This window comes from Collinsella aerofaciens (genome assembly GCF_039752985.1).
In the GTDB taxonomy this organism is placed as follows: Bacteria; Actinomycetota; Coriobacteriia; order Coriobacteriales; family Coriobacteriaceae; genus Collinsella; species Collinsella aerofaciens_BT.
In genome coordinates, this window is record NZ_JBDMHA010000004.1 from 47673 (window position 1) to 62573 (window position 14901).

A 14901-nucleotide genomic window follows, 5' to 3' on the forward strand; every position below is an offset into this window, starting at 1 on the left:
TTCCCGATATCCGTTCATCTCCATACTCACAGGAGGTACCTACTTTGATTTCTCCAATCTGTTGGTTTGCGGCATTCCTCGTCGCTCTCGTCGCGTTCTGCTATTCCATACACTTGGAACGGCACAACTATCAGCACAAGCTCTTTGGCTTCGAGATCAATTCCAACCGTCGTATCGTCGCCTTTGGAATTCTCGCTCTTGGCGCTTTTTGCCTATTCGCCCCCGTCACCTGGGCGCAGTGCTTTTCTTCCGATCTTGGCGAAGGCTGGGAACCAGGAGCCTTCAACTTCATTAGCTGGGTTATTACCAACTTCTTTACCGTAGGGTGGACAACAACCATCCAGACCGGTCTCACCGATGTGACGTCAACCGTCTATGGCGCTATTCCCCTAGGCGGCGGTGTTGTCGGCCAGGTATTCAACCTGCTCTATTCGCTGCTCACACTCGCATACATCATCGCCCTTCCCGTTGAAATTGGCCTGTTTGCCTTCAACGCTGTTGCCACGCGTCTCTCGGGCAGCGTTATCAAGCGTCATCTCAAGTACGCCGACCATGCAATTATCTTTGAAAGCGTCGACGCTAACACCGAGCTGCTCGCTCGCGATATCGTCGACAACATCAAAAATGGGACGCTCAACAAAGGCAACAACAATGGCGACATCGCCCTCATCTTTTGCCTAGACAACGATGAAGACGGCGAACGTCAGCGTGTGCTGCGCAATCTCTGCCAGGGCTACGTGCGCTATGTGTTCACCGATACCGAGGCAGCAGACGTGCTTGCAACGATTGCGGCGCTGCACGATACAGCCAAACACCTGGTTGCAGTCGACATTGTCACGACGAGCGAAGAGACCGAGCACAACGTAAGCGCAACGATCGATATGATCGAAGCGACACACAGGGAGCCCCAGAGCGACGGCACACCCAGGATTACGCTCCATTGCACCCACAGGAACCCCGATGATGCCCAGATCTTCGATGCCATCAAAACCAACAATGAGCCAACCTGCCTTCATTTGATCTCGCGTGTACAAGACGAGATCTACGATGTACTCGAAGAGGCCCCGCTCTACAGCGCGCTCGAGCCCATCGATATCTCCGTCAATCCCAATCCTAGGCCTCAGAACCTTACCGTCCTCGTTGTCGGCGCAGGCGATTACGGCATGCAGGCTGCACGAACAACATTCTGGATGGGCCGCATGCCGGGCGTCCGCCTGAACATTGTGGTTGTCGACCCCAATGCCCGAGCAGTACTAGAGCGCGAAGCGGCTCGTTATCCCGAGATGTTTGGCGAAAGCTGCGACGGTGAGCCCACCGTTCGTTTCGTTGAGGCCGAAGCGCCCTCGATTACAACTGATCGCCTTATTGCAGGCGGCGCTGTCGCCGCATTGAGCTACGACATCCAGAATAAGTGCGTGTCGTCCAAGACCGAAAGCGTGCTTATCCCCGATGACGCTCGACTTTACGCCTTTGTGACCATGGGAGATTGCAGCCAAAATCTCTCGTACTCGCTCATGCTCCAGCGCCAGATCTTCAATCGCTTTGTTGATCAGGGCACACCGGATTACACCAAACGGCAGCCCGTCATCTGCCCCCATATCGAAAGCGAGGAGATTCTGGAGGCCCTCAGAAGCCTCGATAAGACCAATGGGACCAGCGGGGGTGCTAATAACATCATGCATCCGTTTGGCGCTCGTAAAACGTTCTACACCTACAACAACATCATCGACGACGAGCGCGAGCGTCTGGCCATTCAGCTTAATGCGGCATACGACCTTTGCTTTGATGGCTCTATCGAAAGTAATTTCGACGCAACGCTGGCCGCTGATAAAGCTGTTGAAAGCTACAACGGAAAGGAGTCCAACAAGAGCAGCAGCCGAGCTTCGGCGGCACACATTCCCTACCGTTTTTGGGCACTTGGCTATAGCGATGCCGATGTTAAACAAGAATCCTTCGAACTGAACTGGAAGGAAAAGCTGCAAGGCAAGGTCACGTCGGTCACCGAACAGGCCAACGTTGCTAGCGCGATATTAAGCTCGGTCGTTCCCGACACAGCCACCAAGGACGAGTTCGATGCCAATGAGCAGAACAACCGCAATGAGTTCGCCCTTATCTGTCGTTTGGGCGACATGGAGCACGATCGTTGGCTTGCCTATTGCCGGGCAACGGGCATGACCGAACTGGGACACGGCACCGTCGAACAGGAACGCGAGCAGCGCACGCGCGCGGCAGTCGTCGATGCGTTCCTGAGCGGCAAGCCCAACAAGAGTGGGGCTGAAGGCGTTCGCAAGTCCGACATCCTCATGCGTCACGCCTACTTGACACCTGACAACGACGTGCTCGGCGCCCGCGGGTTCCTGCTAGGAAAAGACGTCTACGCCTATGACCGAGTCATCGTCGCCCTCTCAGCCCGCATCGCCAAGGGAAGCATTGTCAAAGGCTAAACACACGAACCGTTCCATCAATCCAAAAGGAGCAAACATGCAGAGTGAAGCGAAAACGCCTACCAACAAGACACTGATTAAGGTTTTTATCAGCTATAAGCGTGATGACAACCTTTACAACCATCTCATTCGTGTCGTAAACAGGACTTTTGACCTGCTCAACAACAGCGAAAAGTACTATAAGGGCACAGATTTTGAAGCAGAGCCCTTTTTGGACTGCAACTCCATCGGATACGGCGAGAACTGGAAAACGAAAGTCGAGTCATCTGTCAAAGACTCGGACATGCTTCTTGCGTTCGTGACGTCTAACTACATCATGAGCAAGGAGTGCCGACATGAGTACACCTACTTCAACGAAATGAAGAATACCAAGAAGCAGCTCTGCATCCCCGTATTCTGGAGCAAAAAGGACGAGACGGAACTTAAACTCAACCGAGCCGACAGCAAAGAGTTCAACGATTCCAATACCCAAAAAGACGCCAAGATGGTTTGGGATGAAATTGTTGAATTCAACGGATTCGAGGGAGTCCTTCCCAAGCTGGTTGAAGTGCTGGCCAAAGCCAATGACTCAGATTACGACTATGTCGAAAGTTGCATAGCCACGTGGCTCGCCGACAAGATCTATAAGGTATCCAACCCTATTCTTTCTGGCGAAATCAATAAAGAAGAGGATGAAGAAAACGAGGCAGATAAAATCGAGTCCGAAAAGATTGCTGGCATCGTGCTCAAGGCTCAATCAAAGGGCATCAAAGCGACTTGCATCTGCACGAAAGAGCACGCTTATATCGTAAAAGCAGGAAGTGAACTTGTCAGAGATTTGACAGCGACTTGCCCCGCTTCCGTTCCTAAACGTCGCGAGCAAGAGAAGGACGCGATCAACGAAGACTTTGTCCTCGTAAAAGATCTTGTGTTCAAGAGTCCTTCCGCGGCCTCGGCATTCGTACTCGGCCGAAGCAGCAATGGAAAGGAAGACTGGAAGACCGAAGACGGCAAGAAGCTTGGCGAGCTGCTCAAGGAGGAAAAAGAGAAGGCAGCCGCTCCTCAGAAATAGACAAAGAAGCGGGGCTCGGAAATAACCGAGCCCGCTTCTTTTCGTTCGCTTATAGCTTTACAGCAGGTATTACCTTGGCGTTCCAAAGGACTCTACCGCTCCTCCAGCGTCCAGCCCTTCTGGGTGCAAAGGTCGCGTAGGGTTGCCACCAGGTCCGCGTTGGTGTTGCTGTCGACCACGATCTTGTCGATGTGATCAGCGGCAATGTTGAGCTTGGGGAACGAGTGGCTGCAACCCGACAGGTTGAGCTCGCCGACATTGCAGGTAATCTCGAGTGCGCCAAGAATGTCATCGTTCGAAAGATCGATCTTCTCGACATCGCCCTGAAGCCCTTGGTCAACGGTAAAGAACATCAGGTTCTTAAGACCCGAAGCGTTGATGGAATTGACAGCGCCCTTAAGGCCTTCAATACAAAAGGAATTGAGCTTGGGGCAGACACTCAGATCGAGGTTCTGAGTCGTCATGTCGCCAAACTTGAGCACCTCGAGTGCCTCGAGCTCGCTAAAGTCCGCACTCTTGGCGCTCAGGGTATTGATGCCGAGCGTATCGAGCTTGTCCAGCTTGCTAATGGGCGTGAAATCCGTCACCTCGTCGGTTACGACCAGCCTCGTGATGCGCTGGGTCTCCTTGGCGGTCAGCTGGCCATCGTCATCGTTATCGTAGTCGGCAAGCAGTCCGTGCAGGGTATCATCCGAGATCGCATCAACATCGACGAGGCCTTTTTCTTTCTTGGTCTCGGAGTCAGAGGCGTCAGTTGAGCTCGACTCTTTAGAGGCGCTCGACGAGGCTCCCCCGCCGCCCTGCACATCACCAACGCCGCCAATCACGGCGAAGGCGGCAACGGCACCTATGACCACAACCGCCGCAAGCACTACCAGGGCGCGAACGCCACCCAAGCAAGAAACGGCTTCATTTGCACGCTCGGCTGCCTGCCCATTCGGTTGCCCGGCAGGGCGAGGAATCCGACTTGTCGAACGCTCCGACGCCTGCTGTGCTTGCCCAGCAGACTGTCCGGTTGCCTGCCCGTTCGGACGCATATTCACGCGCATATCCGGCGTCTCGGCAGACTGCTCATTAGCCCCGCCCGAAGGCTGCTCGATCACACGATGAACCTGTTCGTTATCCCGCCATGACATATCAGGCTTGAAGTTCGCCATAACGCTTCTCCTCACTTGAGCGCATCGCTACTGTTGCTCCATGGTGTAGCCGTAGTCACTGCTCATTTTTTGCAAAAACTCGACCATGCTGCTGCTTGTGTCGCTGTCATACAAGATCTTGCCAACGCGATTGGGCGTAAACGTAATATCGAAGGCATCTTTCCTGCCCGCGCCGCACAAATTGAGCGTTTCGACTCTGCTCCTGATCTTCAGGACCTCAAGGTTCACATCACCCGACAGGTCAAGCGTCCCAATGCTGCCATCAAGGCCTTCGATCTGGACGTTCGTCAACGAGGACATGTTTTTGGCATTCAAGGTATCGACGGGGCTCTCGAGCCTGTTTACAGTAACGCGCTGTAGCTGAGGAAAACGTGTGAGATCAACCTGAGGCACCGAGCAGTCGCCAATGGACAGATGAGTGATATTGCTAATGGAGCTTATGTCGTAGCTTTCGCTGTCGTAGTCGCCGATGCCAAACGTCGTGATGTTGTGGAAGTTGGCCAACAGCGGAAGCGAATCAAACGACTCGACGTCGATTGATCTAGCTTCATCCGCAGTCTCTTGCGAAATATTGCCGTCCTCATCTGCATCGAGCGCTAAGTCCGAGCGCAGCGCCTCGTCCGTAATCTCATCGAGCGTGAGCACTGTGGCCTTTTTCGCTTCTTCCTGGTGGCGCTCTTCTTTTTCCTTTTTACGCTGAGCGCGTGCCGCCTCGTCTTCTTGCTGCTGTTTGGCCTCGGCACGCTGCTCGGTCTGCCGATTGGTGTCGGAAATGCCGCTTGTGATGGACGTGACCGCCACAATGGCAATGATTACCACCACGGCAAGGACAACCACTACGCGCGGACCGCCCATGCGGTTCACGATATCGTTGATATCCGATCCGTTAGACCCGGCGCCTCCGCGGTCAGACCCGTTCTGATTAATTGCCATCCGTGTTTCCCCCTCCGCCGCCTACAGGCGGTCCTTGTCGAAGTAGTCCGCGTCGCGCCAGTCGCCGCGCCAGCGGTAGGCGTGGGCGTTCTCGCGCGACCAGTCGCTCAGGTGGCGCAGGATGAAGCGGCTCATGTCGTCCGCGAGCGGCTCGATCGGCCCCACGCGCCGCGCCTCGGCCGCCTGCTCCCAGAACGAGTACGCCATGAGGTAGAACGTGCCGGCGTCGACGTAGTCGCCCGGGTAGGCGGGGTCGTCGAACCAGCCGTGCGTGTCGGGCGTGCCGTTTTGCTCGCACCACTCCGCCACGTTGAGGGCGAGGCTCATCAGGGTCGTGTAGTCCTGCGGGTCGCCCGAGGCGAGCGCCTCGTGCAGGTTGGACATGGGGCCCTCGGCGCCGTAGGCCGGGTAGTACAGGTCCCAGACCCTCGACGCCGCCTCGTCGGTGAGCTCCATCCGCGAGGGGCGGTCGCCCAGGCCGTCGTCGTAGACGGGCGCGTTGGGGTCCTCCCCCGTGAAGGCCCCGACGCCGTAGTCGAGCGTGGAGGCGCTGTTGCGGGCGCCGCGGGCGGCGCGGGCCATGGAGCCGAAGACCGAGTAGCCGCTGTGGTAGCCGCGGACCGTCTCGGTGACGAGCCGGCGCAGGCTGAAGTTCGCATGCGCACGGTCGCGGGCCTCGCGGGTGGCGGCGGAACCGCGGAAGAAATACGTGGCGCCGATGATTAGCTGCTTAATGATCAGGCTCAACGGGCCGGCAATGATTTCCGTCAAAACTACGAGAAGACCAATGAATACAACAGCGCCCAGAGCGAATGGATTGAATGCGCTATACCCCGGCGCCGGAAGCCCCGTATGCAACACATCGTCTCCGCCAACGTTCAAGTACATGCGGTACCAGACCGAGCAGAGCCCCCAAACCGTAAAAATACGCAGTGGGAAAAACCGAACAATAGTGGGAATCGCGTCCACGATGCGCGAAAGATTGATGTTAAAGCGAGGGCGATTCGCGCCCTCGTTGTTTACCGGAGTAGCTGCCTCCGGATCGCCCGGAAGAGGCACGCCAGCGCGTCGCGCACGCAGGCGGTCGAGACGCTCCTGGGCGGAAGAGGCTTGTGTCTGCGGGGTACCTGCCGAAACACGTGCCCCCGTCGCCTGTCCCGCAGTCGGCACCGTATCCCCCTGCTGATCATCAACGCGAGAGCTATAGAGGCGCGCAAGTCTCTCCTGCGCCGACATGCCCTCTTGCTGGTTATCGTCTGCCATGTGTTCTGCCTTTACCTAATTAATAATGGAAGTGTGTCTGGGCATAGCGGTTAAGCGCATACCTAAACTCCCTGGTCATCGTCTTGATGGTGTGCGTCTCCATCTTTCTGGTCTGAGGATTACGCCGGTTGAAGACAAACGTGGGCATAAACCCGCTCACCTCCTGGAAACCGCTCAACGAATTAAAGGGAATGATGATCGGCGGATTGGAATTACCCGGAGCGAAAAGTCTACCCGCCACCGCCTTGCTGTTGCCTATGCCGGGGACAAGCATCTTGAGCGCGGGGTGATTATCGAGCGTCGAGCCCTCACGCTTGGCGACAATCTCGAGGTGATTTTCGAAAATCCTGATGGAGCACGGGCGTCCGTCATACGAGCCCAAGCCCTCATTGATCACCACGTCATTTCGGATTTCACGTTGCGCCATGTTCGAGCGAGAACGTGTATTCGCCTGAGAGCCGCGCTGGGATGCCACGTTCTCAATACCCAACATGTCGTCAAAAGCGCCCATGGCACGTCGCTCGGTGCCATGAAGGCCATCGTTTCTCCGCGGCGCAGCCGAATTGCCGGCATTCGGGCCGGCCCCCGAATAGCCTCCCGGAATCAGCTTACGAAAATTTAAAGTTGGCATGGTTGAATTTCCCTTTACTTAATAAAACATCCGATGAGAAATACTACGGCGATAATAGCGCCCACCATTCCGAACGCCTGAAGAACCGATACGACGCCCCAAAGCAAAAACGCGATGACCAGCGGGCCCAACCAGATCCAAGACCATGACAGTATTGACGCGGCGCTGCCAGGATGTTCGTCATCGCCCAGCACGTAAATGCAGATGAGTGCATCAACGGCGATAGCGGAGACGACCTCGATTTTGGCTATCACATCACCGTCAATGAACACAGTGCCCATAAACCCAGACGCACTAATCACGGCCGACGTGATAAGCAAAAGGCGAATTGCCAATCTGCCAAGCCTATCCATAACTTCAGGATCGGCGTAGAAGGCCTTGCCTTCAGAACCAAACGAAAAATCGGTTCCCTGTGTCATCGGAAGATCTTCGTCAACGCCCACCATCAAGAGCTTTTCCACCGTTGCGCCCGTGCGGCCATCAAAATCGACGAGTTGAACCAGACGGCTTTCGAGAAGATCTGCGTTGGCCGCCAAATCGCTGTCGAGCGATTGAACGCGGTCAACCGCGGAAAAGGAACGGAGCAGGTTCAAGGCCAAGAAGCCGAAGATTCCAACAAACGCCGCGACCAAGAACAGTACTGCGAGCGGGGCGAGGGTGCCACACATAACGATGAACTGTCCAAAAGAGCCACGTGCGCATAGGATGGCAACGAAGTAGATTACTGCCACAACGCATGTCCAGCGCAGCACCCGGCTCTGCTCTTTCTTTACAGCTTCAATACGCGCGGCAGTATCAGCGATGCCTTCGGTCATGCTGTAGTCCTGAGTATCCCGTTGGATAGCACCTTCGAGCGCGCCATCTGCGTCGTTTCTCTCGTCCTCGAGAAATTGAGAATAACTGGCGGAAGGCGTCAGGTTCGCATGAGCCAAAAGCCTGATTCCGATGCCATCGAGTAGCTGTTCGTCCGCACCGCCTGCAAGCAGTTCTGCCACATATCCGCGTGGCACTGTCTCTCCTCGCGCCTCGGCACAGAAAAGAGCATTCAACGTAAGCGGTCGAGTAAGAAGAACGTCCCTCGTCTGCCAGCCATTCACATAGGGAACAGGTGTCACCTCCATGTCGGCACGAAGCTTGCTGCCTTCGATTCGGATATTGGACCCCGCTTGCATGAGCGAAGCAACCGATGCTTGCGCCGAAGGAGATAGGCCGCGAAGATTGACGATTGCGGATTCTCCGGCAGAGCCCGGAAGCGCCTCGTAAAGGGCGGTGTGCTCGGAAAGCCAAATCCAGCCAGCCATATTGCCGTATTTGCGGTAGAACGCACGCACGGAAGCCTTGTTGTCGGCGACACGGTCCATGAAATCGAGTACGACATCAACGTCAATTGTCCCGCCACTCTGGGCGTCACCGCGTGCCTTGATAATAGCGTCCATGGAAACGTCTCCTGCAAAGAGCAGGAAGAACTCATCGACAGTGCGAGACGTTGAGCAAGTGGCAAAAAATGCCCCGGGGTTCCCAATGAGTCTCTTGATCTCTTGCTGGGCCGCAGCGTGAGTTGCCAACTCGTCGAACGTAAGAAAGCCCTTCAATAGGCAGGCAGCAAAATGCGGGCCGTCGGAAGCAACGGCAAGATCCTCAATTGCCTTGATATTCTCGGCAATAGTTGCAACCGAATCGTCGTGCTCGCCTTGGCGGGAAAGAACGTAGGAAAGAAAGCCCGAGGGGAGCACACCCATAGACTCGGTGCCGTCAAGCCCCGACTTCACCGCATAGCGATCTATTTCTGCATTTGCCATGTTGGCAATGCGCGCCGGAAGATCGTTTTTGCCAGCGCCCAGCGAAACATCTTCGCCGCGCCACGAAATGATCTTGCCGCCCGACATTTCGTAAATCACACATGCGAGGTTGAAATCGTAATTCGGTTTTTCCCCGCCCTTCGCTTTTGCCTCGGTAATCTGATGAATCTTGGTCTCAAGGTCATTTTCGTTCCATTTACGCATCTGACGCTCGAGCTGCCACTGCTGCATGCGCTGTTTTGCCTCGTCCCAATGAGACGCGAGTCCGCGAGCGAGCGACACAGGATCGGTATAAAGCCTGCCAACAAATTCATACGGCGCATGGTCACTCTTGAAATCGAAGATGGGCAGCTGACGGTAGAAGTGGTCGGGGTCAGCGATCCAGTCTTTAATTTCTTCGTATCCGAAGCGCTTGTTTGCAAGCTCAAACGTAAGGCCTTGAAGCAAATTTCCCAAGGTAGCGTCATCAGGGTGAGTGAACTCAGCAGGTTGACCCGCGTCCTGAAACTCGAAAAACGTGTCGTCCTTCAAACGCTCATAGAGCGGGTGGACATTGCCCTCATAAAGAGTCCAAATGGTATAGCCAAACGAATACCAATCGTTGCGAGGGTCGACCATTCTGCCGTGACCAGGCGTATACCCGTTTGATCGCGTCTCGGTTTTAGTCGTACGATTATCAATTCCGGAAAGAGAACGAGCGGACCCATAGTCGCCAAGTGCGATTTGCTTATCGTACAGGTAGACATTCGACGGTTTCACATCACGATGAACGATGCCAAACTCGGTGTGTAGTAGGTTAATCGCTTGGCTCAGCTCCGGAATCACGCGACTTTTAACCATATGCTTGCTGCGGGGTCGATCACTGAGGCAGGTAGCCTTAGGAGTGATGGCAATATCCCAAAGCTGAGGAGCTATGGCCCCTACTTCAGTCGCGCTCAAGCCCTGGTGCAAATAGGCAAAAATAGGCAGCAAATGCGTTTCTGACACGGGACGACCATTGAGGCTCATGACGGCACGCACAGTCTTCTCGTATTCCGTGCGGTCTTTTTCTATAAGAGGCCGAAACACCTTGGCAACACATGCTAGGCCGTCATCCACCCGCTCGGCAGCAAAGACCGTGGACTGACCACCATGACCGACAACTTGGCCCAGGTGAACAATAAACTGCTGGCCATCATGCGAGGTAATCGTCACATCTTCTGGGACGAAGGGAGATGCGGGCACGGAGGAAGCGGCGCGAACGTCCCCACGAGAAACAGTCACCGTTTCGCCATTGGGATTTGCCACCGCACCGCGTGGGACCGTTATCGTTTGACCGCCAGAAGCGGCAGATCGCGGCACCGTTACGGTCTCGCCCGCCACGGACGTCACCGGCCGGGAAACCGTGACCGTCTCGCCGACAGCGGGAGCAGCCATCGGCCTTGCAACCGTAACGGTCTCGCCACCAGTCGCAGAAACCGGATGACTTACCGTCACCGTCTCGCCGTTTGCTCTAGGAACCGAGCGACCCACCGTTACCGTCTCGCCTGCCGACGGGGCGTCGCCGCGGCGAATGGTCACCGTTTCGCCGGACACCGGAGCAGCGCCTCGGCGCACCGTCACGGTCTCACCCGGTACAGGAGCCTGATTGCCGTGATACACGGTGACCGTTTCACCGTTTACGGGTACGTCCCCACGGCGGACCGTCACGGTTTCATCGTTGCCGGTGCCACCATCTCGGTGTACCGTTATCGTCTCATCAGACATCTTTATTCCCCTATCTCAATCACGATCAGCGTCGCGTCATCCGTCGAACCGTTCATTCGGGCCTCGGCATACAGCTCCTCGCACAGCTGCGCACAGGTCGAATCGCTCGCAAGCATCTGCTGCAGGCGCGCAAGGTCAATCTCCCCATCTATGCCATCAGAGCAGATTAAATAGCGATCGCCCGGAAACAACGTGGCCGTATTGATCTCTAAGTTTCGTCCGCCTTGATTAAGACCGACCGCCAGCTCAATGCAATGCGAGACCGACTCATCGCTGTACTCAAAACCAACGCCACCCAGGCGGGATTCGGGCGTATGGTCGTAGCTCAATACCGCAAGTACGCCATCGCGCAAGCGATACACACGCGAATCGCCAGCATTAAAGATTGCGGCAGACCCATCATGTGCCACCATAAGCCCGGCAACCGTGGATGCGGCAACGGGCAGGCCATAACGGGCCGCATAGGACTCAACATCGTTCTCAGCGCGCTCGCCCGCCATGCGTAAACGATCCTGCAGGACATCAATCGAATCGGCTTCAAAAACCTGAGTCGCCTGTGCAAACGCCTGAGCAGCGAGCGTCGAGGCGGCCGCTCCGTGCCCGCCTTCGCTCACGCCGTCAAAGACTGCCATGCAGCCCATCTCGTGCTCGCAATCGCCCACCAGGCCATAACAAAGAACGTTACCGTCAAGAAGCAAACGGTCCTCGTTGACGGGGTGATTGGTTCCTGCTTGAGTTTTTGCTGCAGCGATAAACTTCGTCATCGCCAATCGCCTCCCATCGATCCGGGCACGAGCTCAAATGCGATATGCGCATCATCGCCCTCGCCCTGCGGCACGGCGCGTGCCACCATACCGGGACGGCCGCGCCACTCGGCGCGGTGTTCAAATAGAAAATCGGAAAGCCCGTTAAGGTAGCCGCTCTCCACCAAGTTGCCAATGCCGCGGCCGCCCTTAGCCTTGACAGCATCCGTCATGGCAATGGAGTGCAGCAGCTCGCGGGCAGCGTCGGTCGCCTCAACCGTAATATCGGGCTGTGCCTTATGCACGTTGCGGTTAACGGCATCGATCTTGGAATTAAGGATCTGAAGCGCCACGGCATCGTCGATAAAGTTGAAGATCACCACGTTGTCGCCGATACGGCCCAAGAACTCGGGCTTAAACTCGCGATCCATCTCGGTGCGCACACGCTCGCAAATCTCGTTATAGGGCGTGTTGGGCGCGATGGTATTACGCACTTCGTTGCCCTGGGCATCGATCTCAATCTTGGAAAAGCCGATGTTGCTCGTAAAGAAGATGACCGTCTCAGAGAAGTACACGGTATTACCCTGGCCATCGGTCAGGCGGCCATCTTCGAGGATCTGCAGGAACTTGTCCATAATGCTGGGCGCGGCCTTCTCGATCTCGTCGAAAAGAACTACCGAGAACGGATTGGCCTTGACCGCATTGGTCAGCTGACCGCCCTCGGCATAGCCCACGTATCCCGGAGGAGCACCAAAGAGCTTTTGATCGGAGTTCTCGGCACCGTACTCTGACATATCAAAACGCAGCATGCTGCGCTCATCGCCAAAGAGGAGCTCCGTAATGGCCTTAACAATCTCGGTCTTACCGGTACCGGTGGGACCGCTCAAAAACAGAACACCCTTGGGTTTAGAGCCAGACGAATGGGTAGCACCCGAAAGGCCCATAACGGAGCGCTTGAGCACAGTGACGGCCTTCTCAACGGCCTCGTCCTGACCCTTTACACGGCGCTTGATCTTTGCCTCGGGATCCTCTTCGAGCTTCTCGAACATCTGCTGCCATTTGTTCTCGCGAAAACCGTACTTGTAGACGTCGACGAGCTTGGGAAGGATGGCCTCGATGGAAGCCTCGGGGTTTTGCATGTCGCGCTGGTACATACGCTGCAGGCCCTCGAGCTCCTTAACGCTCATGCCGTCGGTGGTATCGATAAAGCGACGCACCGCACGGTCATCGGAATCGGACAGCGCCTCACCAAAGCCAAACTTGCTCTGAATATAGGCTTCGCGCATGTCGCGGTCGGGATGCGGCAGCGTGATGGTGCGCAAGAAGGGGTTCTCCTCAATAAACCACACAGGCAGGTTGCGCACGTTATCCGTTACCAGAATGAGCGTGTTGACAGCCGTGCGATTAATAAGGCGTGCTTTGCTGGCGCCAAGGTACAAGTTGAGGAAAAACTGCGTTTCGTCGGGCATAAGACCGGTCGAGGAGGCAAGCAGGCGCGACGCCATGTTGACGATCACACAAAGCGGCTTGGCCTCGGTGCCGCCATCGGGGTTGTCATTGTATTTCAAGCGCAACATAGAGCGGATAACCTCGCCGTATGATGGCAGGCTCGATTGCTCGGTGGCATATGCTTGGCGACCATCGGCGATGCAGGCGTTCGCCTCCATCATGCGGTCGTCGTTCTTGGAAGCCTCGTCGTGTGCCAGCGACACCAGGCGTTTGCAATCGACGTTGCCCATGCTGCTCGAGAACAGCTGAATGGGGTCAAAATATGCCACGTTGTACTCAACTGAGCCATTGGCGTCTTCAAAAAGGCCGCGCACAACCTCGGCGAGCTCCGAGAACTGAAGACCGCCGTCAACCACATCGGGATACTTGTCGTTCACGTTGCCCTCAAGGATAAAGAGGCTCTTCACCCCTTTAAAGTTGAGCATCTCGCGCTGCCAGGATTGGCGCTCGAAATCAGTTGCCATGTGTTATACCTCCTTGACAGGAAATTCGTGGTGGTAGCGGTTAGCAATGCCGACGGTGTTAACAGTGCCGTCCTGAACAAAGTTCTGAAGCTGACGAGGCTGCTGAAGATACTGATCGTAGTCATCGTGCGGGCGGTCGCTCAGATAGATCACGCGCTGGTTAGTCGAGCCACGCAGCGCACAATCGGGCACGTTGAGCTCGTCTACGTACGGACCGTCGATCAGTACATCGATGAGGGGCTTGAGTGTCTCCCACGTATCCGCACCGATCACTTGCGGCAGCTCTTCAAACGTGAATCCGGTGTAAACGAGAATGTCGTCGTAAGCGCAGCGGATCGTTGCCAGCAGCTTCACGAGCTCTGATGCCTGCTCGAGCGGATCTCCACCAGAAACCGTCAGCCGATGTACGCCGTGCTCGCGTGCGGTATCGAGCAACATCTGCGCAAGCTCATCAACATCGACATCCTGCTCGGGCAGCTGCATTCTAAGTTCAGGCGAGATGCATCCGGCGCAGTGCTTAGAACAGCCGCTAGTCCAGATTGCGATGCGCTCGCCTGGCCCTAGCGAAACGACAGGCGCGAGTATCTGGCTAACGAACATCCGAGTAATCCTCGCCGGGGTCGAGCGTACGATATACGGCAGACGTGCGCGCGAGCGAACAGCCACACTCTTCACAGCCATCCCCGACCTTTGCGCGCTCATCGGCAACAAGGTGTAGACGACCACACTCGGGACACTCGACAAACCAGCCCTCAACGCCGGCAGACGGGCTAGCGGCTGGCGTGGCGGGTGCCGCAGCGGGCGCGACGGCCGCAGGCCGCGGCGCAACCGCCGTCTGAACCTGCGTGGGCTGCACCGCAGGAGGCTCCTCCACGGTGACCATCAAACGTAGCTGGGCAAACTCACCAGATGCCGCCGGGATCAGCAGCACGTCACCGGTATGGATCTGCTGGGACACGCCGGGAGCCAAATTAAGAATCTGGCCACCGCGCATAATGGCCGTTCCGTTATTGGAACCCTCGTCGGCAACCAACCAGGTACCTTGTTCAAAGCGAACGCTGGCATGCTGGCGAGATATTGCAAAGTTCGATGCCATGCTGGGAAACGCGTTACGCCCAAGCGCGGTCATGCCCGTGAGACACAGCTGCTCACCCATAGCTG

At 56.2% G+C, this 14901-nt stretch carries 11 protein-coding genes; 2 read left to right on the top strand and 9 right to left on the bottom strand.

Annotated features, from left to right (window positions below; genetic code table 11):
* Positions 1-44 precede the first annotated feature (44 nt).
* The gene (locus ABHR76_RS01135; RefSeq protein WP_346976562.1) at positions 45-2444 is read left to right on the top strand and encodes a hypothetical protein; all 2400 of its coding nucleotides are present in this window, start codon (positions 45-47) and stop codon (positions 2442-2444) included.
* Between the two features lie 37 nt (positions 2445-2481).
* Positions 2482-3495, top strand: a complete 1014-nt coding sequence (locus ABHR76_RS01140) for a DUF4357 domain-containing protein (protein WP_346976563.1) — start codon at positions 2482-2484, stop codon at positions 3493-3495.
* A gap of 92 nt (positions 3496-3587) precedes the next feature.
* Here the strand turns inward: ABHR76_RS01140 and ABHR76_RS01145 are convergent, their stop codons facing one another.
* The 9 genes from ABHR76_RS01145 to ABHR76_RS01185 form a co-directional block, all read right to left on the bottom strand.
* Complete coding sequence (locus ABHR76_RS01145; RefSeq protein ID WP_346976565.1) at positions 3588-4652, bottom strand: hypothetical protein; 1065 nt, start codon at positions 4650-4652, stop codon at positions 3588-3590.
* 27 nt (positions 4653-4679) lie between these two features.
* Positions 4680-5585 (bottom strand): hypothetical protein, encoded by a 906-nt coding sequence (locus ABHR76_RS01150; RefSeq protein ID WP_346976566.1) that lies wholly within the window; start codon positions 5583-5585, stop codon positions 4680-4682.
* A gap of 21 nt (positions 5586-5606) precedes the next feature.
* Positions 5607-6848, bottom strand: coding sequence for a hypothetical protein (locus ABHR76_RS01155; protein ID WP_346976567.1), 1242 nt, complete (start codon positions 6846-6848; stop codon positions 5607-5609).
* 19 nt (positions 6849-6867) lie between these two features.
* Entirely contained in the window at positions 6868-7479 is a 612-nt protein-coding gene (locus ABHR76_RS01160) for a hypothetical protein (protein ID WP_346976568.1), read from the bottom strand.
* A 14-nt stretch (positions 7480-7493) separates the two neighbouring features.
* A complete protein-coding gene (locus tag ABHR76_RS01165; protein WP_346976569.1) occupies positions 7494-11024 on the bottom strand; it encodes a protein kinase domain-containing protein in 3531 nt (1176 codons plus the stop codon).
* Positions 11025-11026: 2 nt separating this feature from the next.
* Positions 11027-11788 carry a PP2C family protein-serine/threonine phosphatase gene (locus ABHR76_RS01170; RefSeq protein WP_346976570.1) on the bottom strand — a complete coding sequence of 254 codons (762 nt, stop codon included), beginning with the start codon at positions 11786-11788 and terminating at the stop codon, positions 11027-11029.
* Complete coding sequence (locus ABHR76_RS01175) at positions 11785-13740, bottom strand: AAA family ATPase (protein WP_346976571.1); 1956 nt, start codon at positions 13738-13740, stop codon at positions 11785-11787. The genes ABHR76_RS01170 and ABHR76_RS01175 overlap by 4 nt, the downstream gene beginning before the upstream one ends.
* A 3-nt stretch (positions 13741-13743) precedes the next feature.
* On the bottom strand, positions 13744-14442 hold the full coding sequence (locus ABHR76_RS01180; protein ID WP_346976572.1) for a 4Fe-4S single cluster domain-containing protein: 699 nt from the start codon (positions 14440-14442) through the stop codon (positions 13744-13746).
* A partial coding sequence (locus ABHR76_RS01185; RefSeq protein WP_346976573.1) for an FHA domain-containing protein occupies positions 14330-14901 on the bottom strand: 572 nt, incomplete at its 5' end. The genes ABHR76_RS01185 and ABHR76_RS01180, both read right to left, overlap by 113 nt.

Coding starts and splice junctions, on each gene's coding strand:
- ABHR76_RS01175 (WP_346976571.1), bottom strand. CDS start 13,740: ATGGCAACTGATTTCGAGCGCCAATCCTGGCAGCGCGAGATGCTCAAC.
- ABHR76_RS01165 (WP_346976569.1), bottom strand. CDS start 11,024: ATGTCTGATGAGACGATAACGGTACACCGAGATGGTGGCACCGGCAAC.
- ABHR76_RS01140 (WP_346976563.1), top strand. CDS start 2,482: ATGCAGAGTGAAGCGAAAACGCCTACCAACAAGACACTGATTAAGGTT.
- ABHR76_RS01160 (WP_346976568.1), bottom strand. CDS start 7,479: ATGCCAACTTTAAATTTTCGTAAGCTGATTCCGGGAGGCTATTCGGGG.
- ABHR76_RS01155 (WP_346976567.1), bottom strand. CDS start 6,848: ATGGCAGACGATAACCAGCAAGAGGGCATGTCGGCGCAGGAGAGACTT.
- ABHR76_RS01180 (WP_346976572.1), bottom strand. CDS start 14,442: ATGAGCGCGCAAAGGTCGGGGATGGCTGTGAAGAGTGTGGCTGTTCGC.
- ABHR76_RS01145 (WP_346976565.1), bottom strand. CDS start 4,652: ATGGCGAACTTCAAGCCTGATATGTCATGGCGGGATAACGAACAGGTT.
- ABHR76_RS01170 (WP_346976570.1), bottom strand. CDS start 11,788: ATGACGAAGTTTATCGCTGCAGCAAAAACTCAAGCAGGAACCAATCAC.
- ABHR76_RS01150 (WP_346976566.1), bottom strand. CDS start 5,585: ATGGCAATTAATCAGAACGGGTCTGACCGCGGAGGCGCCGGGTCTAAC.